Genomic DNA, 24,363 nt, shown 5'->3' on the forward strand with positions numbered 1-24,363 from the left:
TCACCGGACCTCAATGGCGGCGGAGGCGCGGAGGTCTTTGACCCACTGGGCGAAACGCTCGTCGGACTTCTTCTTGTACAAGATATCCTCGATGTCGCCCTTCACTTCTTCAAAACTCTTCCCGGCACTCTGGGTCTTCTCTTCCAGCTTTATGATGTGAAATCCGGCAGGGCTTCGCACCACGGAACTGATCTCTCCCGGCTTCATGGCGGCTACGGTGTCGCCTATCTCGGGGAGCATCTCGGACCTCTTGAAGGTCCCTAAGTCGCCGCCGTCTTTCGCTGCCGCGGGGTCGCTGGAATACTTCTTGGCCAGCTCAGAGAAATTCTCCCCTCCCCGCGCCTTTTTGAGAACCTCGTCGGCCACCCTTTCCACTGTCGCCACTTCGGCAGGGCCGGCATTCTTCTCGACCTTGAAGAAGATGTGGCGGGCCCGGAACTGCTGATCGGCACCGAACCTGGCGCGGTTGGCTTCGTAGTAATCCCGCATCTCACGCTCGCCTACCTGCACCTTGGACCTTACTTCCTGCCCCATAAGTCTCAGGCGCTCCAACTGCTCCTTCAGCTGCGATTTGTACTGCTCGAAGCTCATTCCCTGCGCGGCCAGCGCCTGCACCAGGGCTTCCTGGGTCAGGTTGTTCTGCTTCTTCACGTCGTCGATGGCGGCGCGCACCTCTTCCTCGCCGACCTTGATGTCCAGCTCGTGGATCTTCTGATCTATGAGCTTCTTGTCGATCAGCCTGTTGAGCGCCGTGCTGCGGAGCCCCATCTTCTCGGAGGGCGGGAGTTTCTCCAGCTCCTTTTGCAGCTGCGCGTACTCCTTGTCAACCTCGGCGGTGGTGATGAAGTCTTCATTCACCGTGGCCGCGATACCGTCTATTACCTGTGCCGCCGGGGAGGGGAAAGGGTGCAGGGCAAGCAGTGCGAAAAGGATGATGCCGGAAATTCTCTTTAACATGGATTCTCTCTTCTAGCCTTCGTTAGCAAAAAGCGGCCGGACTTACGCCCGGCCGCCACTTTTCGGTATGGTGCAGCTCTTTACTTCTTCGGCTGCGCCGGCTGGGGCGGCGCCACCGGCTGAGGCTGGGCCTCTCCCGCCGGCATCGGCTGCCCACCTTCCGCAGGCGGGGCGTTCTTGAGCTGTTTCAGCGCATCTTCCTTCACGTTGATCTTCGCGCTCTTCTTCAGGTCGTCCTTGAGCTTCTTGAAGACTTCCTGCTGTTTCTCGGGGATGATCGCCTGCTTGATCTGATCCTTCACCTCTTCGAAGGAACGGGTGCCGGCCGGACGCTTGCCGGTGACCTTGATGATGTGGTAGCCGAACTTGGTCTTGACGATTCCGGAGGTCTGCCCTTCCTTGAGGCCGAAGGCAACCTGCTCGAAGTCCGGGATCATGGAGCCCCTGCTGAACCAGCCGAGGTCCCCGCCCTTCGGGGCGGCGCCGTCGACGGAGTATTTCTTCGCCAGTTCCTCGAAGTTTCCGCCGCTCTTGAGCTGCTTCTCGACATCCTTCGCCTCGGCCTCGCTCTTCACCAGGATGTGGCTGGCCTTTATCTGCTCTCCGGTCTTGAACTTATCGATGTTCTTGTTGTAGAAGTCCTTCAGCTCGGCGTCGCTCACCTTGGCGGACTCTTCCACCTTCTTCTTCAGGAAGGCCTCCACGATGATCCGCTTTTTCAGGTCCTCCAGCTTGGCGGCCACAACCGGGCTCTTGTCGATCCCGTCCTTCTCGGCCTGCTGCATGATCAGCTCGCGCACCACCATGGTGTCGAGCATTTCCTTCTTCCCTTCCGGGGTCTCCGTCATCGGTTTCAGGTAGGGGGGCAGGGTCTCCTGCTCCTTGTAGAAATCCTGGTCGGTGATCTTCGTACCATTGACCTCCGCGAGAACAACCCCATTCTTGGATTCCTTCTTCTCGGCTCCCTGTTGCTTGCAGCCGGTCCCGGCCACGCACAGCGCGAGCACGAGCAATGTGGCAGTTTTCCTAAAGCGCACGGTCAGCTCCTTTTTCCCTCCGTAAGTATATTCCAATCGGGGAACGCTAGCATATCAGCCTAGGAGTTTCAAGACATTTCTGGCCTCTGCCAGGACCCCGTCGAAGGAGCTGTCGGCGATGCGCGCATAGAGGCGGAAGTCAGGCGTGAAGCGGTATTTCCCCTTCTCTTTCCTGAGCAGGGCCATGATGGCGTCGGGCGACACCGGGGTCCTTTCGTGGAAGGAGAGGACCAGGTCGCTCCCTGCGACTTCGATCTCCTTGATCAGCATCTTCTTGAGCTGCACCCTGATGCGCATGACCTCCAGGAGGTAGATGGCGGCCATGGGGAGGGTGCCGAAACGGTCGATGAGCTCGGCCCGGATATCGTCGATCTCGGCCTCGTCGGCGGGCTGTGTCAGTTTCTTGTAGATCATCAGCCGCTGGTTCGGGTCGCGGACGTAGTCCTCGGGGATGAAGGCGGGCACCTTGAGCTTGATCTCCGGCTCCACCCGTTCCGGCATCTCCTCGCCCTTGAGGGTGCGCACCGCCTCGTCCAGGAGTTCGGCGTACAGCTCGTAGCCGACGGCGGCGATGTCCCCGCTCTGTTTGGCCCCCAACAGCTCCCCGGCTCCGCGGATCTCCAGGTCGTGGGTGGCGATCCGGAAGCCGGCGCCGAGCTCGGTCAGCTCCTGGATGATCTTCAGCCGCTCCCGGGCATCGGGAGAAATCGCCCCCTCGCCGGGGATGAGGAGGTAGGCGTAGGCGCGCTGCTTGGAGCGCCCGACCCGGCCCCTCAGCTGGTAGAGCTGCGACAGGCCAAAGGTGTCGGCGCGGTTGATGATCAGGGTGTTGGCGGTGGGGATGTCCAGGCCGCTCTCGATGATGGTGGTGCAGAGGAGGAGGTTGGCCTCGCCGTGCATGAAGGAGAGCATGACCTTCTCCAGTTCCTTCTCCGCCATCTGGCCGTGTCCCACCACGATGCGGGCCTCCGGGACGATGCGCCGGAGCTCGTCGGCCATGGCGCCGATGGTCTGCACCCGGTTGTGCACGAAGAAGACCTGCCCGCCGCGGCGGAGCTCCCTCAACACCGCCTCCCGGATCAGCTCGTCCGAGGAGCGGGAGACGAAGGTCTTGATGGCCAGCCGGTCCACCGGAGGCGTATCGATGATGGAGAGATCCCTGATGCCCATGAGCGACATGTACAGGGTGCGGGGGATCGGCGTCGCCGTCAGGGTGAGGATATCGACCACGGCCCGGAACTGCTTCAGCCGCTCCTTGTGCGCCACGCCGAAGCGCTGCTCCTCGTCCACGATCAGGAGCCCAAGGTCCTTGAAGACCACGTCCTTCTGCAAGAGCCGGTGGGTGCCGATCACGATGTCGACCTCGCCCTTCTTGACCCCTTCCAGGATCTGCCTCTGCTCCTGGGGAGTGCGGAAGCGGGAGATCATCTCCACCCTGATCGGATAGTCCTTGAGCCTCGTGGAGAAGGTCTCGGCGTGCTGCTGGGCCAGCACTGTGGTCGGGACCAGCACGGCGACCTGCTTGCCGTCGAGCGCCGACTTGAAAGCCGCCCGCATGGCGACCTCGGTCTTGCCGTAGCCGACATCGCCGCAGACCAGTCGGTCCATGGGACGGGTGCTCTCCATGTCGGCGATGACCTGGTCGATGGCGGCCGCCTGGTCCGGAGTCTCCTCGAAGGCGAAGGAGGCCTCGAATTCACGGTACATGTCGTCGGGGGGCGAGAACTGGTGCCCCTGCTGCACCTCGCGGGCGGCGTGGATCTTGAGGAGCTCCGCCGCCATCTCCTGGACCTCGCTCCGGGCCTTCGCCTTGGCCTTTTCCCAGCCGGCGGCGCCCAGGCGGTCGAGCTTCGGCTCGACCCCCTCGGCCCCGACGTAGCGCTGCACCAGGTTGATGCGGTCGACCGGGAGATAGAGTTTGTCGGCTCCGGCATATTCCAGCAGGAGAAAGTCGCCCTCCATCCCGGTGAGGGTAATATGCTCGAGGCCGCGGTAGATGGCGACGCCGAAGTCGATATGGACCATGTGGTCGCCGGGCTTGAGCTCGGCCAGCGAGGTAAGGAGCTGCTTCTTCCGGGCTTCGGACAGGCCGCGCCTCTTCACGCGCTTGCCGAAGATCTCCTCCTCGGCGATAACCACCAGCTTCTCCGCTTCCAGCCTGAAGCCGCGCGAGATCTCGCCGATCAGGATCTCAACCCGCCCCGGCGGGCGTAGGGCTGCGCCCGGGAAGCGCTCCTCGGAGATCTCCAGGGGAAGCCGGTAGTGGGAGAGGAGCTCGTACAGCCTGCGGGCCTGCCCCGGCTGGTGGCACGGCACCAGCACCCTGTTCCCGGCCGCAATCCAGGTGACGATCTTGTCGGTGAGGGGCGCCAGCACCCGTTCGCCTTCCGGGTTGAGCGCCGGCTTGACGTCGGCATTGCCGGAGGTCGCCAGCCGTACCGTCTCCCCACCCTCCCCGGCGATTTCCAGGCGCGGCAACAGCAGGCGCCGTCCGGTGGAAAGCTTCCCCTCCAGCTCTTCGGCACTCTGGAAGAGTTCGGCCGGATCGCTGGTGATGGCGTCGCGCAGTTCCGCGCGCAGCACTGCGGATCGAAGGTCTGCGGCGAAGCGTTCGGCGGCTTCGGAGAGGGCCTCGGGATCGAGGCTTACGTAGATGGCATCGGGGCCTGCGTAATCGAGGATGGTCTCCAGCTCCGGGTGAAAGAGCGGCTGCAGGAAGTCGATCCCCGGCGGATAGATGGCATGCTGCAGCTGCTCCATCAGCTCCCGGCGCCGATCGGCCCCGATCCCCAGATGGTCGCAGCGCCTCTTGAGCCGGGGTGCGAAGGCCTTCAGCACCTCTTCGGAGAGGATGACCTCGCGTGAGGGGAGGAGCACCAGCTCGGCCAGCGGTTCCAGCGAGCGCTGGGTCACCGGGTCGAAGAAACGCATGGTCTCGACCAGGTCGCCGAAGAACTCGATCCTGACCGGCTTCGCCAGGTCGGGGGGGAAGATGTCGAGAATCCCTCCCCTCACCGAGAAGGTGCCGCGGTCCTCGACGATGGGAACGTGGGAATAACCGAGCTTCACCAGCTTCTCGACCAGGGTCTCGCGCTCCAGTTCCTCGCCCGCCACCAGGTACTGGCAGACCTCCCCCAGGGTTTTGCGGGGGATGACGCGCTGCAGGGCCGACGCCATCGGCAGCACCAGGGCGCGGGCGCGGCCGTCGAGGAGGCGCACCATGGCGTTGAGGCGCTCTCCCACCACGTCGGGATGAGGGGATGCGGCGTCGTAGGGGGTGACGTCCCAGGAGGGGAAGGGGAGGACGGTCTCCGGCGTAGCGGCGTAGAAGGAGAGCTCCTGGGTCAGCTCGTCTGCGCTCTCCTGGTCCGGGGTCACGATCACCAGCGGTCCGGCCGTCGTTTCGGCGAGGCGCGAGAGGAGGTAGGCGGGGGCGGACCCCTCCAGTCCCGCTAAGCTGAGGACCCTCCCTGGTTCGGAGAGCTTCTCCCTTATCTTATCTATGTAGTCGTGGGTAGTTTTGGTCATACCGGTCAGACAATAGGCCCTTTCTGCGGTAAGTGGTTGGGCTGACTGCATCATGAGGATAGCAAAAAGAGGATCGATTAGCCAGCTCAATGGGGTGACTAAACTTTTTCCAACTAAGTTAAATAAATATAAAGAAAAAGAGGCGCCTGCCGAAGAGCCTACATTATGTTCAGGAAAATTCCCCCGGCCGCCGGGTGAAAGGTGAATCAATGAAAGATGACGAGATGATCCACTCAGATGTGCTGAAGTACTTCAATGCGGAATTTGATGCACTCGAGGCGCGCCTGAAGACGGGGGAGCTTGATTACAAGGAGCGTGTGCTGGTGAGTCGGAAGATCGACGAGGCCCTCCACCTGCTGTCCCCCTACGTCAGGAGCGATCCCCGGGCCAGGCATCTGGTGAGGAGCGCGGAGACCCTCAAGAAGGAACTCCTTTCCGCGCGGGAAATCGTGGTCAAGCAGCTCACGGAGCACCAGGACCAGCAGGCCCTGTGGCAGGCCATCCTGGAGCGGAAGAACGAGATCGAGCCCGTGGTGGAGATGGAGCCGGAAACCGTGCACTGAAACCCAAGGGCTAAAGGCTAAAGGCGTACTTCAACTGCAAATCCCCCCCGCCCCCCCCTTTGACAAGGGGGGAGGTCGCAAAGACCGTCCGCAGATACAGAGGTTTTTACTAGTTAGCGCCAATTTTCCGCTACGAGATTGTCATCCCCGAATGCCCTTATCGGGGATCCAGATTTCACGTCGTTTAGGAGCTGGATTCCCGATCAGAATCGCTTCGGGAATGACAGTTTTAGAAGCTGGCGGAAGATTGGTACTAATCAGGACAGAAAAAGAGCTCATGCCGGGAGCTCTCCTTTTCTAATGGATGGTATCTGCTATAAGGTTTTCATGCACAGGGAGATTGCAACTGACCGGCTTTAAAGTTTAATGTGGTAACAGTGGCATGCGCTTAATAAACCACGGGTAGGGTTATGCAGGAAGACTATTACGCGCCATACAGGGAGTATCTCCGCCAGGGGAAACGGATAGAGATAGGCATCCCTTTGGCCGGAGGGGGCGTCTTCCGGGACTGGGCCGTAGTCAGCGAATCCGGCGAGGACGAAGTGCTGGCGCAGATCTCCCGGGACGTCCTTCCCTCCAACGTGCGGGTGGACGTCGGCTTCATCCTGGACGTGACCATCCGCATCCACAAGGAGCACTACACCTGCAGCGGCATCGTCATCGACAAAACCGGCCCCAGGATGTTGCGGATCCGGCTCTTCGGCGACTTCACGCTGCGGGAGCGAAGGCAGTTCTTTCGCATCGAGCTCGATCTGCGGCTCAAGTACGCCTTCATAGACAGCGCAAACCGCAGGGACGTGGAGCGGGACTGGGAGCAGCGCAAGGACCTCGTGCATATGAAGGCTCACGGTTACGATGACTTCGTGATCGCCGCCAACAGGGACAGCTATGTCCCTGCCGTGAAGCTGGAGTGGCGCGATATGACGCGCGCGGAGGTTAACCTCGGCGGCGGAGGGATCTTCCTTGTCCTGCCTCAACCGGTGCAGCAGGACGAACTGCTGGCCTTGGAAATCCATCTCCCCCTGGTACCGTTTCGGCAGGTCCAGGCCGTGGCGCAGGTCATTCACGTGGCGACCCGGGAGCTCCCCGATGGGGATCTCCGCTACCGTGCCGGTCTCAAGTTCATCTTCCTCGATGAAAGGGACCGCGACCTCATTTTCAGGCACATCTCGGCATCCCAGATTGTGGTACTGCGGACCATCGCCGATCAGCGGGAGTTCGTCGTTCCGGACCCGTCAGGCGCGGATGGGTTCGACTGGCGGCAGTACCTGCGCCGCGCGTTGCTGGCGCTGGCAGTCTTCCTGGCGGTCTTCTATCTCGTCCGGTATCTCATCCAGTACAGCCGGCAGGCACCCCCCAACGAGATCCAGCAGACATATGAGAAGGCTATCAAGCAGTACCGTCAAGATGGGAGATAGTCGTAGATCCTCCTCTGACAGTAGGCGCTTGTTCGCTTTGGTTGCGTAACTCTCCAAACTCGGCTATCATGACCGCCTGGAAAAATCTACGCATTCGCCGGGCTGTAGAAGGGGGGATTATGACGGTCAGATCGTACCTTGTGGTGCTGGCTCTCCTTGCTGGTTGCGGGATATGTCATGCTGATGAAGCACGATGGCTTAACTTTGCCGAAGATGCAGACCTGAAATACTATCTGGACCAGAAGTCGGTCCAGTCCCTCCCTGACAATGTCTACCTCTTCTGGGTCAAATCGGTCGCCAAGGACAAGGAGTTTTTCAAAAGAGAGTACAAACTCCAGGACCTCTCCTATATCTTCACCAACTACGAGATGGACTGCGCCGTATCGAGCTACCGGGTGCGAGGCAGCATCATGTTTGACAGGAGCAGGAGGGAGCTCAGCAAAGCCCTGCCGGCAACGGCGGAGCCCCTCTTTGAGCCTGTCCCGCCTGAGTCGATGCTGGAGCTGGCCCAGGAAGAGCTTTGCACCAAGGAAAAAGAGACTGCCAGGGATCCGGATGCCGAAGACGGTGTCAAAGCCTCCTCGGCAGAGGCTGCTGCCGGCCGTCAGTCCGCCGCACCAGGCCTCGCCCGGCGGGGGATCGTCGCCGATGAGCCGGTAACTCTTCTGGAGGAGGCCGCCCCCTTCGAGGCGCCCCCTGCGCGGCTGGGGGGGGCAGTCCCGGCCGAGCCGGAAGATACGGCTCCATCGGTGCCGCCTGGCGAACCCGCTACCCAGCAGGCTCCGGCTGTGTCCGCTGAGCCGCCCGCAACGGATGCGCGTGATCGTGGCATTCCTGGTGAGACGCCACCCCCCGGAGAAACGGGGATGACGGCCTCTGCGCCAGCCCTGGTGGAAGCGTCAGGTCCAGGTGATGCCATGTCACCCCCAGACCGCCCAGCCCCGGCAGCTCCTTCCGAGCCTGCCGGCCGGTAGCAGCGCCGGCCACCGAATTCAGCGTACTCATCCGGTAATTTTGTTAGCAAGGGTACCGCCCCTTACAACGATGGCGGCCTCACCTTCCCCCCTTTAGCAAAGCAGGGGGGATTTGCTTTTGAACTGACACAGGACGGTCACCACGGGGATGCTGGGGTGCCGCTGTAATATTTAGAGGGAAAAGCATGACCAACATGATAAGCGCCGAAGGCCGGAACCGGCTGCAGGAGCGATACGATTTTCTTTGGGAAAACGAGCGGCCGCGGATGGTGAAGAACATGGCCGAAGCCGCCGCTGAAGGGGACCGTTCCGAAAATGCCGAATACATCTATTCGAAGAAGCGTCTCCGGGAGATCGACCGGGAGCTGAAGCACCTGGGCGACCGGCTCAAGGTGCTGAAGGTCGTTTATCCGCCGCTCAACCCCGCCTCGGTCAGTTTCGGCTGCTGGGTGACCTACGAGGACGAGGACGGCAACGAGCGCTGCTACCAGTTGGTCGGCCCGGACGAGTTCGACGTCAGCCTGGGGAAGATCAGCGTCGACTCCCCGGTAGGCAAAGCCCTTCTCGGCCGCAAGGTCGACGACGAAATCACCATCAAGCGCCCCGCCGGGGATCTCACCGTGACCATAATCTCCGTCACCTCCAGCAAGCCGAAGTGATGCCGCGACCGCGCCGTTGTCACCCTGTCAAGATCGTTCTTCTCTCTAACTCCTGATCGATTCAAACACATCGGGATCCCCTCCCCCTCCGGGCCTGCGCGCTGAAGCGCTTCGGCGCGCAAGCGGGAGAGGGGCAGGGGTGAGGGACGCAAGCCATGCTGTGCCGGCTCTCCCTTTCGTAGGAGCGCCCTTCCAGGCGCGAACCGCAGCAACGATGCCGCTCACACGGCAAATCCCCCCTGTCCCCCCTTTGTCAAGGGGGGGACGCTTCGTGTTCCTTCGGCGGAGTTGGAAAGCGCGGCGATGATGGCTCGTCCCCTTCCCCCCACCCCGCTCAATCTCTCGCTGTCCAGCGGAGGGGAAAGAAGGTCAGCGGCCGGCGATTTCACGACCCTGTCACAGCGCTACTTGATCCCGCCCATGCAGAGGTATTTCACCTCGAGGAATTCCTCGATGCCGTATTTCGAGCCTTCGCGGCCAATGCCGGATTCCTTGACGCCGCCGAAGGGGGCGACCGTGGTGGAGATAAGGCCGGTGTTGATCCCTATGATACCGGACTCAATACCCTCGGCGACCCGCCAGACCCGGGAGATGTCCTGGCTGTAGAAGTAGGCCGCCAGACCGAACTCGGTGTCGTTTGCCAGTGCTATCGCTTCCTGCTCCGTCTTGAACCGGAAGAGCGGCGCCAAGGGACCGAAGGTCTCCTCGCGCGCCACGAGCATATCCGGCTTGACGTCGGCGAGGACCGTCGGCTGGAAGAAGGTGCCTCCCAGCTCATGGCGCTTCCCGCCGGTGACGACACGGGCTCCCTTGGCGAGGGCGTCGGCGATATGCTCCTCGACCTTCTCCAGCGCAGCCTTGTCGATCAGCGGTCCCTGCTGGGTTTCACCCTTGAGACCGTCTCCTACTTTCATCTTCTCGACCGCCGCGGCAAGCTTTTCGGCGAACTTGTTGTAGACCCCCTCCTGCACCAGGAACCTGTTGGTGCAGACGCAGGTCTGGCCGGTATTGCGGAATTTGGAGATGACGGCCCCCTCGACTGCCGCGTCGATGTCGGCATCATCAAATACCAGGAAGGGGGCGTTGCCTCCCAGTTCCAGCGACATCTTTTTCACCGTCGCCGCTGATTGGGCCATCAGCTTCTTCCCGATCTCGGTCGATCCCGTAAAGGTCAGCTTCCGGACCAACGGATTCCCGGTCATCTCGCCGCCGATGGCACCGGAGGCGCCGGTGACAACCGAGAAGACGCCGGCGGGGATGCCGGCGCGGGTGGCGAGCTCGGCCAGGGCCAGCGCCGAATACGGGGTCGCCGTGGCGGGCTTAACCACCATGGTGCACCCCGCAGCGAGGGCGGGTCCGGCTTTCCTGGTGATCATCGCGGAGGGGAAGTTCCACGGCGTGATGGCGGCGCAGACGCCGATCGGTTCCTTGATGACGACGATCCTCTTGTCGCTTTGATGGGGTGGTATGACGTCGCCATATACCCTCCTCCCCTCTTCCGCGAACCACTCGATGAATGACGCCGCGTAGGCGATCTCTCCACGGGACTCCGCCAGCGGCTTACCCTGCTCCGCCGTCATCAGGATGGCCAGGTCCTCCTGGTTCTCCAGCATCAGCTCAAACCACCGGCGCAGGATCGCCGATCTCTCATGGGATGTCTTCGCCCGCCACTGCGGGTAGGCCCTGTTGGCGGCCTCGATCGCCCGCCGGGTCTCGGCAGCTCCCATTTTCGGAATGGTTCCGAGCGTTTCTCCGGTCGCGGGATTGGTCACATCGATAGTCTCACCGCTGTCGGCTGCCGTCCAGGTTCCATCGATGTAGCAGAGCTGCTGGAAAAGTTTGCTGTCGCGTAGAGCTGGCATAGATCCTCCTCCAAATTCGGCATTCCACTATGTCAAAAAGGTCGAGATACTTTGAAGTGGCTAATAGTACGAATGAATCTGTATACCTTATCTCCCCTGCCGCGGCAACATAAAAACATGCACCTTTTGCTGTTGACAAAATGGAGGGTTTACAATGTTTCCGAAGCAGGAGTCGGGACCTGGGCGGCCCGTTCCGAAGCTGCAATGTGCAAAGGTGGAGCTTTGGTGACAGTGGTTTCGGGTGAGCCATAAAAAAGATGCCCCCTCTTTTCTTAAGGAGGCATCTACTACAGTCAAAACATTGGATAAGGCACACCTATGGCTTCTGCTGCGCTGTCTTCTTGTTGTGGGTAGCTTCCTCCGCCTTCGCCAGGTAGTTCGCCGTGAAGATGTAGTCATCGAGATAGTCACGCTTGCCATCGCCGTTCAAGTCGAATTTCGGGGCGGCAGCTGTCCCACGCTCATTCAGGAAGAGATTGAAATCGGCTTCCGAAGGAACTCCCGCTTTCTTAACGGCGACATCAGCCTTCGGGGCAACAGTCAGGGGAAATTCCTGAACCCTGCCATTGGACAGAATGGTGATGCTGGCGTAGACCGCTCCCTTGTCAGGTGCTACTTCGATCTCCCATGCCCCTTCGCTCCGTGCGACCGAAACGAAACGTGCGGATTTGAAGGTGAGATTAGGTGTCTTGTCACCGGGGAGTCGGGAGATCATGACCTTAATGGTTCCCTTGCCGTCGGCAATCGCTATCGGCGGCTCCTGGCTGAAGGGCGTCGAGATGTCGCGGTTGAAGAGTGCTGTAAGGCTCTTGGTCGACTTCTCGCCGGTGAAGAGCCTGAACCGTTCCAGGACGCTCTGAATGGGCTTTGCTACGACGATCGCTGGAGTCGCAGCCTTCGGAGCGGGAGCCTCGACCTCGGCAGGCTCAGGGGGCGGCGTTGCAGCTACCTGCGACAATGGGCGGCGGTCCTGCATCTCCTGCTCGGTCTGGGGCGTGGGCTCCTTTCCGACCTTCCCTGTGCTGGTATCGGTAGGAGGGAACGTCACTGTCCCACCCACTATAAAGGGATGTGGTGATTCCGTTGTAGATCCATAACTGCCACTGCCACTGCCAGTACCCGTGCCACCGCTGCTGACTCCCCCGCTCCCGGTAGCGGTGGTGGTGGCAGGTGGAGGATCGGTCGTGGCCACAAGCTGAGCGGGATTGGTGACAGCTGGCTGTGCCATGGCAATGGCCTTCCGACTGGGGTCTATGAGTTTGGCGGTCAAAGTGGTGATGGTCCCGGGCGTGGAGCCGATCCGGTCAAAACTGATGGTGGCGATAGTCCCGCTGGCGGTAATCCCACTCGTGTTTCCGACCACCCCGGCAATCTGAATGGGGTTGGAAGGGTTGACCACGGCTGCCACGCCGGCCATGAGAGGACCGAGTGAGATCCTGGGGTTGGTGAGGGTCGAGCTGTCATAGGCAATCCAGGTGTGGAGCCCCCCTACCCCCTCCAGCCTCCCCTGCAGCACGAAGATGCCGTCGCCCCCGGGGTAGATGGAGAGTTGTGAAATGGCGGAAGCAGGGAGAGGCAGTATCACGACGGCGAAAAATAGTATCAGCACCTGGTGGAATACCTTCAGCTTCGGCATATGTCGCCTCCATTTCGAGTCTATTACAAGTTACAGGATCTCAGACCGTCACAGCTTAAAGTCTCTGCGACTACCAGCCTCAACTGATTCCCAGTCCCCGGTTCTTCTGACAATGTTGATGAAGTCACTGAGAGAGAGGGATGCCTGTGAACAACAATAAACTTTACTGAGGAGCAACTGTGTGTCAAGGCTGGCTGCGGCATTGACTGAAGGGGGGATTGATCATACTGCTCGCAGCCGGTGGGCCGCTTCTAAAGAAGATTGGTACTGGCGAGCAGGTTCCGAATTCGGTGCCTGAGAGAACGCCGGCAAGGTTTTGATTGCCTGTAAGGTTGCCCGAAAATAAAAAACGGAAGGGGACGTTTTCCATCCCCTTCCGTTTTCACTTCTGCCTGTTGGTCACTCAGCTGTTAGGAGACTTTCCCCATGGTCTTCAGGATCTCCCAGCCCTTCAGCAGGTCAAGGGCGCGCAGGACCTGGGAATCACCCTTGATGGTTTCATCGGTCTTGTACGGAGCGGGCTTGGCCTTCTTGTCGTCGGCGGCGTCCTTCTTGTCGCTCTCGAAGTGGTTCTCCAGGTCCTTCTCCCTGATGTGCATCCCGTCCTTTTTCTCGGGGTTGCTGGCGATCTCCATCTTCTCGGCCTGGATGTCCGGGGTGATCCCCTTGGCCTGGATGGAGCGGCCGCTAGGCGTGAAGTACCTGGCGGTGGTCAGACGCAGCCCGGAGTTGTCGGAGAGCGGGATGATGGTCTGCACGCTTCCCTTACCGAAGCTCTGGGTCCCCATCACCACCGCGCGCTTGTGGTCCTGGAGGCAGCCCGCCACGATTTCGGAGGCGCTGGCGCTGCCGCTGTTGATCAGCACCACGATCGGGTAGTTCGCTTCCTTGCCACCCTTGCGGGCGTTGAAGCGCATCTGCGAATCCTTCTCGCGCCCCTCGGTGTAGACGATCAACTTGCCCTCGTCGATGAAGTGCTCGGATACCCGGACCGCCTGGTCCAGGAGCCCGCCGGGATCGTTCCGGAGGTCGAGCACCAGGCCCCTCAGCTGCTTGCGCTCGGGCTGCAGCGCCCTCAGCGCCTTCTCGAGATCGTCGTCGGTCTTCTCCTGGAACTGCGAGATCCTGACGTAGCCGTAGCCGTCGTCCAGCACCTTGTACTTCACGCTCTTGACCTGGATGATGTCGCGCTCCAGGGTGAAGTCCTTGGTCTTGTCGAAACCTTCGCGCATGATGGTGAGGGTGACCTTGGTTCCCTTGATGCCCCTCATCCTTTTCACGGCCTCGGTGATGGTCAGGTCCTTGGTGAACTTGTCGTCGATCTTCAGGATCTGGTCGCCGGCCTTGATCCCCGCCTTGAAGGCAGGTGTGTCCTCGATCGGGGAGATGACGGTGAGGATTCCGTCCTTGACGGTGATCTCGATGCCGAGGCCGCCGAAGGCACCCTTGGTGTCGATCTTCATTTCCTTGTAGGTATCCGGCGGCATGAAGGAGCTGTGGGGGTCGAGGGAGGTCAGCATCCCGTTGATGGCACCGTAGATGAGCTTCTTGGTGTCGACCTCTTCAACGTAGCTCTTCTTGACGATGGAAAGGACGTCGGTAAAGAGCTCGATTGATTCGTAGTCGTTGCCGCCGCCCTGGGCCGCACACCTGCGCTGAACGCCGAACCCGATGGCCAGCGTTATCAAAGAAACGGTGGTCACGAACAGGGTTGCCTTCCTGAATTTACTACCCTTGAACATTATGCCTCCCTAGATTTTGTTGCGGTCCCTGTTTATCGGAACCAGGGCGCGGGGTCTACCGGCTTTCCCTGGTATCGTATCTCGAAATAAAGCATCGGCCCCTTCGATGAGTCAAGGTCGCCGACGCTGGCCAGGACGTCGTTCCTGGCTACCTTCGAACCTACTTTCTTGCCGACCGACGAGGCGTGCGCATACAGGCTGTAAAAGCCGCCGCCGTGGTCAACGATAATCATATTACCATACCCTTTGAAATAATCGGCGAAAATCACCTCGCCGTCGTATATCGCGCGAATGGGGGTTCCGGCGGGGGCCGACACCGAGATGCCGTTGCTGTAGGTGAAGGAATCGAATCCGGTATTCTTGTGCCTTCCGAAGCGTCCGACGATGGCCCCCTTCACGGGAAGCGACAGCCTCCCCTTCTGGGTGCCGAGTCCCTTGTCAGGGACCTGCGGTGCCGGCGGCAGGGAGTTCTGTGCCGTCTCCTTGCCACGAGACTTCGAACTATACCCCTTTCTATTCTTTGCTTCAAGAGCCTTTCTGGCCTCGAGCGCCGCCTTGCGGTTTCTGGCCTCGAGCTTCTGGATCATGCTCTGCAGGCGGCCGGCGTTGGCCTGGAGTTCCTTGATGGAGGAGAGGTACCCCTGCTTGTCCTGCCGGACCTGCACCAGGTAGGTCGCCTTGCGCGACTTCTCCTGCTCTATCTCGCGCTTCTTGGCCTCGATCGAGCGGCGGATGCCCTCCTTGCGGGCCGCCTCCTGCTCCAACCGCTCCTTTAGCCCCTTCAGGTGCTCAAGGTTCTGGTTGTACTGGGCGAAGAGTTTCTTGTCGTTCTCCAGCACGCTCCGCATGTAGCGCAGGTTCTCGGTCATCTGCGGAAAGGATTCGGAAGAGAAGAAGACCCGGAGGTTTCCGGTGTCCCCGCCCTTGTAGAGGGCAGCCACCCTGCGGTTGATCTGCTGACGCTTCTTCTCCGCCTCCAGGCGCTCCCGCTCGATGTCCGAGAGGGTCTTGTCGATCCCCTTCTCCACCCCGGCCAGGTCCCGTCCCAGCGAGGAGAGGCTCGCCTGCTTCTCGGCCAGCGATTTCTGGATCTGCTGCAGCTCGCCGGAGACCTTGGTCTCCACCTTCTGGGTCTTGTTGAGGAGGGCGCTCTTCTCCTTGATCTGCTTCTTTACCCCCTGCAGATCCTCCTTGGCGCCGGCATGGGAGAGCGCCGGAAGTGCCAGGGCAATGACAAGACAAACTATGAGTGAGAGAAATCGCATGCTAGACGTTCACGAACCTTCTCAACGAGGTGGCGCTCCCGATGAACCCGAGGAGCACTCCGCCCAGGAGAACGGCCGCCAGGTGGGTCAACGGCAGAAAGGTCAAGCCTGCGGCCGCGGGATTCACTCCCAGGAAACTCCCCGCGTTCTTCAGGAAGAGGAAGTAGCATCCCAGGAGAGCGACCAGCGACAACACCGCTCCCAGCGCACCCTGCAGCACCCCTTCGATCAGGAAGGGCGCCTTGATGAAGAGCCGGGTCGCCCCCACCAGTCCCAGGAGTTCCAGTTCTTCCTTCCTGGCATAGATGGTGAGCTTGATGGTGTTGGAGACGATGAAGAGCACGGCGATGGCCATGAAGCTCCCGAGGAGAGCTCCCATCAGGCGGAAGAGGTTCATGAAGGAGTTGAAGCGCTTAACCCACTCCTCTCCATACTGGACCTCGGTGATCCCCTGGATCTGCTTCAACGAGGAGACGTAGGCGGCCACGGAGGCGCTGTCGCGGTGGCCACGGTCAAGGCTGATCTCCAGGGAGGCCGGGAGGACTTCCGAGGAGATACCCTCCAGAAGCGACTCCTGCCCCTTCAGCCGATTGCGAAGCCGCTTCTCGGCCTCCTGCTGGGAGACGAAGACCACCTTCGAGGTTCCGGTTATGGCGTTGACCCTCCCCTTGAGGGCGGACACGGCGAGAGGCGCCGGTTCCTTGTCGAAGTACGCGGTGATCTGGACCTTGTCGCTCCACCCCTCCGCCATCCCCTCGAGGTTGACGTAGACCAGCAGGAAGAGGGAGGCGATCAAAAGCGCCAGCGCGATCGTTCCTACCGTCACGGCGCTGACGAAGATATTTTGTTTCAGGTTGGCGACCGCCCTGGCGGAAAAGTAGGAGAGGCGCCCGAAAAAGCCTTCCTGGGCCAGTTTGGGACGGACGGCCTGCTTAACTCTCGACATCTTGCTCCTCCGGCATCCTTCCTTTCTCCAGCCCCTGACCTTCCGGCAGCGTCCCTGTCTCCATCCCCAGATCCTGCAGGATCCTCCCCTTGTCCAGGCGGATCACCCTGCGGTGCGAGTTCTCGATCACCCGCCGGTCGTGGGTCGCCACCACCACGGTGGTCCCGCGGATGTTGGCCTCCTTGAAGATGGAGAGGATCTGCTCCTTGTTCTCGTCGTCCAGGTTACCGGTCGGCTCGTCGGCGATCAGGATCTTAGGATCGTTCACCAGGGCCCGGGCGAGCGCCACGCGCTGCTGCTGTCCGCCGGAGAGCTTGAGCGGGGTGGCGTTGATCTTGTCCTCGATCCCCATCTGCTTGAGGATGTGGTAGACCTTCTTGCCGATGTCGCGCTTGCCCCACCCCAGCACCTCCAGGGTGATGGCCACGTTCTCCAGCACGGTCCGGTTGGGGAGTAGCTTGTAGTCCTGGAAGACCACGCCGATGGAGCGGCGCAGCAGGGGGATCTGCGAGCGGGTGAGCCGGGTCATGTTCGAGCCGTCGATCAGCACCTGCCCCCGGGTCGGGGTGAGCTCGGCGTAGAGGAGCTTCAATAGGGTCGACTTGCCGGCGCCGGACTGCCCGGTCAAAAAAACAAAATCCCCTTTGGGGATCTTGAGGCTGATGTCGGTCAGCGCCGGGCTCTCGCCCTGGTACGACATGGATACGTTGTGCAGTTGGATCATCTTCTCTGGGCCTCAATCGGCTTAAGGGTTATCCGGTTCTACCACTCGTTGTAGGGAATACCTCTGGAACTCATCTGCGTCGACTTGCTGCGGACCCCGGCCACCGAGCCCTTGACATCAGGTTCGTCGGTCGGCGGCGGCACGGTGTCCCATTCGGCCGTGGGTGCCTTGAAGAAGGGATCGACAGGGATCCCCTTGAGGTACTTGTCGGTGACCAGGTCCTGCAGGGAGTCGGGGTACTTCCCCTTGTCGGCGTAGTACTGGTCGATGGTGGTGCGCAGCGTGTAGAGATCCTCGCTGAGCACCGCCTCGCGCGCCCGCACCAGTCCCCACTGATAGTTCGGCGCCGCAATGGCGGCCAGGATACCGATGATCGAAACCACGATCATCAGCTCTATCAGGGTGAAACCCCGTTGCGACTTTTTAAGCTTCTTCAATATCTTGAACATGAGTTCACCACGTGTTGTACTTCGTGCCGTCGAGGGCAGTGCCGTCGCTCCATGAGTAGACGTCGTAGACATCCTCCCCGCCCCAGATGGTGCTGTCCGGTTCATCCTTGTAGGAGCGCAGATGCCAGGGGCCATCCTTGTCATCGGGCTTCACAGGGTGGAACGGGTCCTGCGGGATCCTGCGTAAAAACTTCCTGCTTTTGACGTTGAGTTCGCCGAAGTCATGCCCCTTCACCAGGTCGTCCAGGGTCTTGGGATAACCGGTCTCGTCGATGGCGGTGATCTTGCCTTCGGCCTTGGCTTTCTCCCAGTACCGGTGGTACTCGTCGATCGCGGTCCTTACCTCCCTGAGGTTCCTCCTCAGCTCGATCTCCTTCACCCGGATGTTTGTGACACGCGCGGAGGGGAGTACCAGGGCGCCCAGGATGGAGAGGATCACCATGGTCACCACCAGCTCGATCAGGGTCAGGCCACGGTTATTGTTAACGATACGGTGCATGATTCCCTAGCCCGGCGGGCTACTTTACCTCTACTACGGACTTGAAGGCGGTGACCGGGATCTGGTCGCCCTGGATGGTCCGGAAATTGGTATTGGAGAAACCGATGCCGGCCGCCCCCTTGGCAAGGGCCTTGAAAGTCACGTTGAGAATGGCACCGTCGCCGCTTGCCCCTTGCGCGCTGTTGAGGCGTGCGGCCGAGACCCATAGTTCCCCCTTCTTCTTGTCGGCGAAGGCCTGGAAGCTGATGGGGGAGTCGCCCTGTTTAAGCAACGGTCCGTCGGACTGGCTCACCACTTCCAGGAGCTTCGGATCGTAGGTCAGTACGAAGACGGTACTGAGAAGGTCCTGCGCCCCACCCGCGTTGACCTGCGCCGTGAACTGGTCGTTAACCTTCGCCGACGAGGGAACTCCCAGGGTGAGGGAAATCTTGGAGGGGGCCGTGCCCGGCTTGCGCTGCTGGCTCTTCTGCGCCGGGGTCGCCGCCTGGGCCTGGGGGGCCGCCGGCCTGCCGGTCGGCGCAGGTGCCACTGTGTTCTTGGCCGCTGTCGTCTGGGCCGCGGTGGTCCGCGCAGCAGTAGTCGGGGCAGCAGCGGTGGTCTGCGGTCCGGCAGGCTGGGCCGCGGTGGTCTTCGCCGCGGTCGTCTGCGCCGGTGCCTGGGGAGCGGAGCCTGCAGCCGGCGCCGGAGCGGGCTGCGCCGCAGTCACCGGAGCCGCCGTCGTGGCGACGCCACCACCCTGAGGTACCGCAGCTACGGGAGCGGCAGCCGCCGGTACCGGCGGAGGCGGAACCTGTGCGAGGGCAGGAGCAGGCGGAGGCGGAATCTCAGCCCCTGTTTCGGGCATCATCGGTGCCGGACGAGCAGCCGGTCCGCTCGGCGTCGGGGCCGCGGTCGCCGGATTCGGAGCGCCGGGAACGGGAAGGTTCTGACCGGCCGGGGTTGCCGGCACGGGCTGCGCCTGGGCGGCGGCCGCCGCAGCTTCCCTTCTCCTGGCCGCAGCCGAAGTCGCCCGTCCCGCGGCTCCCCCCGCAGCGGGAGCCCCCGCGGCCGGAGCCGCCGGTGCGAGGCCCGCTTCCGTCTCCTCGACGAAGGAGGAATAGGGTTTGTTGGTGGAGGGCTCCTCTTCGCGTCCCGACCAGAAGGCAGCGACGTCCCCCTCGGGGACGGTCACCGCGCGCACGATCCTCGGGGTGATGGCCAGCAGGAGCTCGGATTTATCGGACTTGTCGGTGTTGTTGCTGAAGAGGGCGCCGAGGAAGGGGATGTCCCCCAGGAGCCAGATCTTGTCCTTCGCCTCGTTCTTGCTCTTCTGGATCAGGCCGCCGATGATGCTGGTCTCGCCGTCCTTGAGGGAGAGCACCGTGTCCAGGTTCCTGGTTCCGATGGTCACCACCGTGGTGGCCTTGTCGGAGCCGACCGTGGACTGGCTCAGGATGGAGCTGACCTCAAGACCCAGCTTGATGGAGACCTCGTTATTCAGCTGGATGGTCGGCTCGGCGTTGAGCTTGACACCGACGTCGACGTACTGGACGTTGACGCTCACCCCGCCGCCGGAGGGAGACGAGGTGGTGGTGATCGGCACCCTGGTGCCGACGTTGAATTTCGCCTTTTCCCGGTTCTTCACCCTCATCTTCGGATTGGCCAGGGTCTCGCCGCTGGTCAGGGTCTTGCCGAAGTTGAAGGTGGCGTTGGGCACCGTCAGGTAGCCATTGTACCCCTTATAGGCGAAGAGGTTCAAGAGGTTGCTCGGCGAGGTCGCGGTCGTGGTGGTACCCGACGTGGAGGAAGTGGACGAGGTGTTGGTGACCGAGTTCAGGGTATCGGCGAAGAAGGTGTTGCTTCCCGGCGGCACCACCGCCGCCGAGACCGCGTACCTGGAGAGGAAGAGGCCGAAGTTCTCGGCGTTGTTCTTCGACAGTTCGAAGACCTCGACCTCGAGGAGCACCTCGGCGTCGGGGACGTCGTTCGCCTCCAGGATCTTGCGGGCCACCTCGATGACCTCGGGCGTATCGCGGATAACCAGGGCGTTCAGCTCGTCGTTCACGTAGATCTTCTTGACCTGCAGCATGGTGCGGATCAGGTTGACCGCCTTCTTGGCCTCCAGCTTGTTCAGGTAGAAGGTCTGCACGAAGAGCTCTTCGTACTGCTTGATCTTGTCCGGGGTCTTCGGATAGACGATGATGGTGCTCTCATTGAGGACCTTCCTGTCCAGCTTGTGCATGCCGGTGATGATCTCCATCGCCTGCTGGAAGGTGGCGTTCTCGAGGAAGAGCGAGACGTTCACGTCCTTGACCATCTCGTCGAAGACGAAGTTGATTCCGGAAAGCTGCGAGAGGATGCCGAAGATCTCCTTGAGCTTGGCGTCCTTGAACTTGAGGGTGATGGGCTTGGTCGACTTCAGGTTCAGCTCGTAGCCGTCCAGCTTCTGGTGCTTGATCGCCACCAGCCGGTCCACCGCCTCCTTGGCCTGCTTGTCCCCCGGCTCCAGTTCCAGCGCGTGGCGGTAGGCGGTCAGGGCCTCGTGCGGCTTGCGGTTCTTCTCGAAGTCCGCCGCCTCCTGCAGGTACCCCTGGACCCTTTTCATCTTCAGCACCAGGTCGGCCTGCAGCTTGGCCTGCACCTGGGTAGGATCGAGGGCGTAGGCGCTCTGGTACTCCCTGAGGGCATCGTCGTAGCTCTTCAAGGCGAAGAAGGTTTCGCCCTTCTTGAAGTGCCCCCGGGCCGCGGCATCGGTGGCGTTCAGGAACTTCACCCGGTACTCGCCCACCTCCGGGTGCGCGTTGGCCACCTCGGCGTACTTCACCAGCGCCGCGTCCAGGTTCCCCTCGCGCTCGAGCTGTTCGGCCTTGCTGAAGGCGGTGCGTCCGGCGGCACAGCCGGATAACAGCAGCGTCGCCAGCATCAGGGTGAGAATCGGTCTTTTACTGTGCATGCAGTTGCTCCTTACGGGGGGGTCGTCCATTTGCTGGGGCGGCGCTTGCTGAGTGACCTGTTCTCGGCAAGCGGTATCACAACCTCCCTCCCTCCTGCCACCGATTTGATGGTGATGGCGTCGTCGGTGAGATCGCTCACCACATAATTGCTACCTATCCTCGAGCCCTTCTTGGCCAGGAAGATCTCGTTGTTGTGCGAGAGGAAGACCGTCTTGTCGCCGTTCTTCTTCAAGAAGCCCAGGAAGGTGATCTTGCCCATCTCGGCGTCAGCCAGCTGCTCCGGTGTCGGCGGCGGCGGTGCGGCCTGCACCGGCGGCCCCTGGACCGGAGGCGGAGGGGGAGGCAGCTGCTTGCTCACCGGCTTGGGGGGCGGGGGCAGCGGCTTGAAGGGGGGAGTCTTCACTTCCTCCCTGAAGATGGGGCTGAAGATGTTGCGGCGGTAGCCGCCGAAACGGGCCGTCTCCCGCTCAAGAAGATCGATGCGCACCGAGCCCTGGTCCCTCACCGCGGGAGCGGCGGCTCCCTTGGCCCTGGCGGCCGGGGCGGCGGCGCGGGTGGCGGCGCGCGGGGGACCCTGCAGCTGCTTCGGCGAGCGGAGGTAGCTGTAGACCAGGGAGCCGGCGAAGACCACCAGCAGCAGGGCGAGAATCACTTTCTGGCGGTTCATGCGCCCTCCCTCTTGAGATAGGCGGTCATCTGCAGATTGAGGCTGACCGCCTCTTCCGTGGCGCTGCTGCTGCTGAGCGCCACCGAGTTGAGGGTGACGATCTCGCGGTACCCCTGGAGGTCGGCAATGAAGGCCTTGACCGCCGGGTACTTGCCGGAGAGGATGAAGCTGATGCCGTACGTCACCAGGCCCGGATCCCCTTTCACCGCGGCCGGCGTGTAGGTCACCCCCTTGGCCGTCAGGCCATGCGCCTTGGCCGCCTGGAAGACCCGGCTCATGAAGGAGGCGAAGTCCTGCTTGGGGATCAGCCTCTGCTCGAAGAGCGCCAGGTCCCGCTGGTTCAGCCGGTAGCGGGTGGCGCTGTTGGAGGCGCTCTGCCCGCTCGAGGCGGCGGCCCGCTGGGTCAGCCACTGGGCCCGCGCCGTTTCCAGTTCCGGCCGTTGCACGACGGAGAGGTACAGGAAAAGCCCCAGGTTCAGCACGGCCAGGAAAGCCAGGAAGGCGATGGCCCGGGGCCGGGCCTGCAGTATGTCACGCAGCATCTGGTAGTTCATCGGTAGGAAACCTTGCAGGAAATGGAAAAGGCCACGCCTTGCTGCGTCTGCCCCACCTTGGTATCGCCCTGGCTCAACAGGAAGACGTCAGAGAACTTCTTCGAATGCTCCATATTCTCCAGCATGGCGCGCACCTCGTTGAAGCTGTGGGCGGCGCCGCTGATCTTGACGCTCTGCTCGCGCTTGGAAGGCTCGATCACGCCGAGCGCCACGCCCGGCGGGACCACCGACTCCAGATCGTCCAGAAGCCCCAGCCAGTTCACCGTCTTCTGGCCGATCAGGTCGTTGGCGAAGCGGATCTTTCCGGCCTGGACGTCCAGCTGTGCCTGGCTGACGGTCGGGCCGCCCGGCTTGCCGGCGGCCGCGGCCTCCTTCTTCAGGCGGGAGAGTTCCCCCTGGTTGTAGGCCGCCTCCCGCACGTTCAGCACGGAAAGCCCCCCGAGGATCAGGAGGAGGGCCAGCAGGACCGCGTTCAGGAGCCTCGTGTTGAGGTAGCGCCTGGTGGCCAGGTTGATGGTAAATTTCATCTCAAAGGCTCCTTGCCGCGGCGCCCAGCGCAGCCGCCAGCCCGTGCAGCGCCGGTTTCTCCAGGGCCGCGCCGGCCTCCTGGATCACCAACCGCTCCAGGTCCAGGAGCACCGGCTCGAGGCCGGTGGCCTCGGCCACCACCGCCCGGAAGGCCTCGGCCTCCAGGGGGGCGGCCATGCAGAAGACCTCGCCGACCGTGTGCCCGGGGAAACGGTCGCGGTACACCAGGAGCGAACTGTTGACCTCGCGGAAGAGGTTCTGGGCCTCCCCCACCGTCTCCTTGGTGCGGTAGAAGGAGAGCACGCCGCCGAAGAAGATCAGCACCGTGAGGGCTCCGCGGAAGAAGGAGACGAAGGCGCCGTTGTCGGACATCTCCAGGCGCGGCGCGAAAAGGCGGTAGAGGTTGAACGAGTTGAAGTCGACGAAGCGCGGCTCCAGCCCCGCCTCGACCAGGAGCTCCTCGTACTGGGCCACCACCGGTCGCGAGATCAGCGACACCAGGAGCGACACCGCCCCGTTTTCCTTCTCGTCCAGGGTCTGGTAATCGATGTGCACCGTGCTGATGTCGAAGGGGAAGCTCTTCTTGAGCTTCCAGCGGATGATGTCGAGCCCCTCTTCCCGGCTCCGGAACCGCGCCTCCAGGTCCAGCAGCACCACGCGGCCGGTCGCGTCCGGAATGGAGACAGAGACCGCGCGCTCCTTGGTCAGAAGGCGCAGGTGAGCCTCCCTGACCGCCGAGACGAAGGAGACCGCGTTCAGCACGTTGGGCTCGCGGCGCGAGAGGTGTATGGTCCCCGCGGGGAAGGGAACGGAGAGCCCCCCGCGGACCTTGAGGGCCTTCCCCCCTGCCGCCAGCGCGAAGGAGAGCCCTTCCCCGGAGATTTCCAGCCCCAGACTCCTTGTTGACATTAACATAGCCGGCTACTCCACAAAGGTGACACGGTTGATTTCCTTGAGCGTGGTCTCGCCTGCCAGCACCTTGGCCACCGCCGACTCCCTCAGGAAGGAGGTGCCTGCGGCGCGGGCGGCCTTCTTCAGGGTGGCGATCGGGGCCTTGGAGATGATCAGCTCCCTGATCTCGTCGTTCAGGTCCATAAGCTCCACGATGGCGGAGCGGCCGCGGTAGCCGGTGCCGTTGCACTCCTCGCACCCCACCGCCTGGTACAGGGTCACCCCGCGGGTCACCTCCGGGTCGATGGCCGACTCGTTGAGCTCCTGGTCCGAGACCGAAACCGGGCGCTTGCAGGAGGGGCAGATCTTCCTCACCAGGCGCTGGGCCATGACGCAGTTCAGGCAGGAGACGAAGTTGTAGGGGTCGATCCCCATGTGGGTGAAACGGCCGATCACGTCGAAGACGTTGTTGGCGTGGACCGTGGTGAAGACCAGGTGGCCCGTCAAGGCCGACTGCACGGCGATCTGGGC

The 24,363-nt window shown here is 62.0% G+C and carries 21 protein-coding genes; 4 read left to right on the forward strand and 17 right to left on the reverse strand.

Annotated features, from left to right (window positions below; all coding sequences use genetic code 11):
- The 3 genes from AC11W3_RS03760 to mfd all read right to left on the reverse strand — a co-directional run bounded on the left by AC11W3_RS03760 (position 1) and on the right by mfd (position 5,522).
- Positions 1–957, reverse strand: coding sequence for a peptidylprolyl isomerase (locus AC11W3_RS03760; RefSeq protein WP_484092515.1), 957 nt, complete (start codon positions 955–957; stop codon positions 1–3).
- 80 nt (positions 958–1,037) lie between these two features.
- A complete protein-coding gene (locus AC11W3_RS03765; protein WP_484088892.1) occupies positions 1,038–1,994 on the reverse strand; it encodes a peptidylprolyl isomerase in 957 nt (318 codons plus the stop codon).
- Positions 1,995–2,048: 54 nt separating this feature from the next.
- A complete protein-coding gene (mfd, locus tag AC11W3_RS03770; protein WP_484092516.1) occupies positions 2,049–5,522 on the reverse strand; it encodes a transcription-repair coupling factor in 3,474 nt (1,157 codons plus the stop codon).
- A 209-nt stretch (positions 5,523–5,731) separates the two neighbouring features.
- Between mfd and AC11W3_RS03775 the strand changes: the two genes are divergently transcribed.
- From AC11W3_RS03775 to AC11W3_RS03790, 4 genes are all read left to right on the forward strand, one after another.
- Positions 5,732–6,085 (forward strand): hypothetical protein, encoded by a 354-nt coding sequence (locus tag AC11W3_RS03775; RefSeq protein WP_484088890.1) that lies wholly within the window; start codon positions 5,732–5,734, stop codon positions 6,083–6,085.
- A 410-nt stretch (positions 6,086–6,495) separates the two neighbouring features.
- Positions 6,496–7,503 carry a PilZ-like domain-containing protein gene (locus AC11W3_RS03780; RefSeq protein WP_484091923.1) on the forward strand — a complete coding sequence of 336 codons (1,008 nt, stop codon included), beginning with the start codon at positions 6,496–6,498 and terminating at the stop codon, positions 7,501–7,503.
- A gap of 119 nt (positions 7,504–7,622) precedes the next feature.
- Entirely contained in the window at positions 7,623–8,477 is an 855-nt protein-coding gene (locus AC11W3_RS03785) for a surface-adhesin E family protein (protein WP_484091924.1), read from the forward strand.
- Between the two features lie 185 nt (positions 8,478–8,662).
- Entirely contained in the window at positions 8,663–9,136 is a 474-nt protein-coding gene (locus AC11W3_RS03790) for a GreA/GreB family elongation factor (protein WP_484091925.1), read from the forward strand.
- A 404-nt stretch (positions 9,137–9,540) separates the two neighbouring features.
- Here the strand turns inward: AC11W3_RS03790 and gabD are convergent, their stop codons facing one another.
- The 14 genes from gabD to AC11W3_RS03860 all read right to left on the reverse strand — a co-directional run.
- On the reverse strand, positions 9,541–10,998 hold the full coding sequence (gabD, locus tag AC11W3_RS03795; RefSeq protein ID WP_484090886.1) for an NADP-dependent succinate-semialdehyde dehydrogenase: 1,458 nt from the start codon (positions 10,996–10,998) through the stop codon (positions 9,541–9,543).
- Positions 10,999–11,314: 316 nt separating this feature from the next.
- Positions 11,315–12,634 carry a cohesin domain-containing protein gene (locus AC11W3_RS03800; RefSeq protein WP_484090887.1) on the reverse strand — a complete coding sequence of 440 codons (1,320 nt, stop codon included), beginning with the start codon at positions 12,632–12,634 and terminating at the stop codon, positions 11,315–11,317.
- 410 nt (positions 12,635–13,044) lie between these two features.
- Positions 13,045–14,376, reverse strand: a complete 1,332-nt coding sequence (locus tag AC11W3_RS03805; protein WP_484090888.1) for a S41 family peptidase — start codon at positions 14,374–14,376, stop codon at positions 13,045–13,047.
- 32 nt (positions 14,377–14,408) lie between these two features.
- Positions 14,409–15,641 (reverse strand): murein hydrolase activator EnvC family protein, encoded by a 1,233-nt coding sequence (locus AC11W3_RS03810; RefSeq protein WP_484090889.1) that lies wholly within the window; start codon positions 15,639–15,641, stop codon positions 14,409–14,411.
- A gap of 1 nt (position 15,642) precedes the next feature.
- Positions 15,643–16,587, reverse strand: coding sequence for a permease-like cell division protein FtsX (gene ftsX / locus AC11W3_RS03815; RefSeq protein WP_484090890.1), 945 nt, complete (start codon positions 16,585–16,587; stop codon positions 15,643–15,645).
- Positions 16,574–17,311 carry a cell division ATP-binding protein FtsE gene (gene ftsE, locus AC11W3_RS03820; RefSeq protein WP_484090891.1) on the reverse strand — a complete coding sequence of 246 codons (738 nt, stop codon included), beginning with the start codon at positions 17,309–17,311 and terminating at the stop codon, positions 16,574–16,576. The genes ftsX and ftsE overlap by 14 nt, the downstream gene beginning before the upstream one ends.
- A 38-nt stretch (positions 17,312–17,349) precedes the next feature.
- Positions 17,350–17,760 carry a competence type IV pilus major pilin ComGC gene (locus tag AC11W3_RS03825; RefSeq protein WP_484090892.1) on the reverse strand — a complete coding sequence of 137 codons (411 nt, stop codon included), beginning with the start codon at positions 17,758–17,760 and terminating at the stop codon, positions 17,350–17,352.
- 4 nt (positions 17,761–17,764) lie between these two features.
- On the reverse strand, positions 17,765–18,259 hold the full coding sequence (locus AC11W3_RS03830; RefSeq protein ID WP_484090893.1) for a type II secretion system protein: 495 nt from the start codon (positions 18,257–18,259) through the stop codon (positions 17,765–17,767).
- A 19-nt stretch (positions 18,260–18,278) separates the two neighbouring features.
- Entirely contained in the window at positions 18,279–21,191 is a 2,913-nt protein-coding gene (locus AC11W3_RS03835) for a cohesin domain-containing protein (RefSeq protein ID WP_484092517.1), read from the reverse strand.
- Between the two features lie 11 nt (positions 21,192–21,202).
- On the reverse strand, positions 21,203–21,859 hold the full coding sequence (locus AC11W3_RS03840; RefSeq protein ID WP_484090895.1) for a type II secretion system protein PulP: 657 nt from the start codon (positions 21,857–21,859) through the stop codon (positions 21,203–21,205).
- Positions 21,856–22,413: a type 4a pilus biogenesis protein PilO gene (pilO, locus tag AC11W3_RS03845; protein WP_484090896.1), complete on the reverse strand. Its 558-nt coding sequence runs from the start codon at positions 22,411–22,413 to the stop codon at positions 21,856–21,858. Before pilO ends, AC11W3_RS03840 begins: the two co-directional genes overlap by 4 nt.
- The gene (locus AC11W3_RS03850; RefSeq protein WP_484090897.1) at positions 22,410–22,940 is read right to left on the reverse strand and encodes a PilN domain-containing protein; all 531 of its coding nucleotides are present in this window, start codon (positions 22,938–22,940) and stop codon (positions 22,410–22,412) included. The genes pilO and AC11W3_RS03850 overlap by 4 nt, the downstream gene beginning before the upstream one ends.
- 1 nt (position 22,941) lies before the next feature.
- Complete coding sequence (gene pilM, locus AC11W3_RS03855; protein ID WP_484092518.1) at positions 22,942–23,850, reverse strand: type IV pilus biogenesis protein PilM; 909 nt, start codon at positions 23,848–23,850, stop codon at positions 22,942–22,944.
- A 12-nt stretch (positions 23,851–23,862) separates the two neighbouring features.
- Positions 23,863–24,363, reverse strand: a 501-nt coding sequence (locus AC11W3_RS03860) for a GspE/PulE family protein (protein ID WP_484092519.1), incomplete at its 5' end; no start/stop codon positions are given.

It is taken from the genome of Geomonas sp., from assembly GCF_056994735.1.

Excerpts from the sequence above, each read along its gene's own strand:
- AC11W3_RS03760 (WP_484092515.1), bottom strand. The coding sequence starts at position 957 with ATGTTAAAGAGAATTTCCGGCATCATCCTTTTCGCACTGCTTGCCCTG.
- mfd (WP_484092516.1), bottom strand. The coding sequence starts at position 5,522 with ATGACCAAAACTACCCACGACTACATAGATAAGATAAGGGAGAAGCTC.
- AC11W3_RS03775 (WP_484088890.1), top strand. The coding sequence starts at position 5,732 with ATGAAAGATGACGAGATGATCCACTCAGATGTGCTGAAGTACTTCAAT.
- AC11W3_RS03780 (WP_484091923.1), top strand. The coding sequence starts at position 6,496 with ATGCAGGAAGACTATTACGCGCCATACAGGGAGTATCTCCGCCAGGGG.
- AC11W3_RS03785 (WP_484091924.1), top strand. The coding sequence starts at position 7,623 with ATGACGGTCAGATCGTACCTTGTGGTGCTGGCTCTCCTTGCTGGTTGC.
- AC11W3_RS03790 (WP_484091925.1), top strand. The coding sequence starts at position 8,663 with ATGACCAACATGATAAGCGCCGAAGGCCGGAACCGGCTGCAGGAGCGA.
- gabD (WP_484090886.1), bottom strand. The coding sequence starts at position 10,998 with ATGCCAGCTCTACGCGACAGCAAACTTTTCCAGCAGCTCTGCTACATC.
- AC11W3_RS03800 (WP_484090887.1), bottom strand. The coding sequence starts at position 12,634 with ATGCCGAAGCTGAAGGTATTCCACCAGGTGCTGATACTATTTTTCGCC.
- AC11W3_RS03805 (WP_484090888.1), bottom strand. The coding sequence starts at position 14,376 with ATGTTCAAGGGTAGTAAATTCAGGAAGGCAACCCTGTTCGTGACCACC.
- AC11W3_RS03810 (WP_484090889.1), bottom strand. The coding sequence starts at position 15,641 with ATGCGATTTCTCTCACTCATAGTTTGTCTTGTCATTGCCCTGGCACTT.
- ftsX (WP_484090890.1), bottom strand. The coding sequence starts at position 16,587 with ATGTCGAGAGTTAAGCAGGCCGTCCGTCCCAAACTGGCCCAGGAAGGC.
- ftsE (WP_484090891.1), bottom strand. The coding sequence starts at position 17,311 with ATGATCCAACTGCACAACGTATCCATGTCGTACCAGGGCGAGAGCCCG.
- AC11W3_RS03825 (WP_484090892.1), bottom strand. The coding sequence starts at position 17,760 with ATGTTCAAGATATTGAAGAAGCTTAAAAAGTCGCAACGGGGTTTCACC.
- AC11W3_RS03830 (WP_484090893.1), bottom strand. The coding sequence starts at position 18,259 with ATGCACCGTATCGTTAACAATAACCGTGGCCTGACCCTGATCGAGCTG.
- AC11W3_RS03835 (WP_484092517.1), bottom strand. The coding sequence starts at position 21,191 with ATGCACAGTAAAAGACCGATTCTCACCCTGATGCTGGCGACGCTGCTG.
- AC11W3_RS03840 (WP_484090895.1), bottom strand. The coding sequence starts at position 21,859 with ATGAACCGCCAGAAAGTGATTCTCGCCCTGCTGCTGGTGGTCTTCGCC.
- pilO (WP_484090896.1), bottom strand. The coding sequence starts at position 22,413 with ATGAACTACCAGATGCTGCGTGACATACTGCAGGCCCGGCCCCGGGCC.
- AC11W3_RS03850 (WP_484090897.1), bottom strand. The coding sequence starts at position 22,940 with ATGAAATTTACCATCAACCTGGCCACCAGGCGCTACCTCAACACGAGG.
- pilM (WP_484092518.1), bottom strand. The coding sequence starts at position 23,850 with ATGTCAACAAGGAGTCTGGGGCTGGAAATCTCCGGGGAAGGGCTCTCC.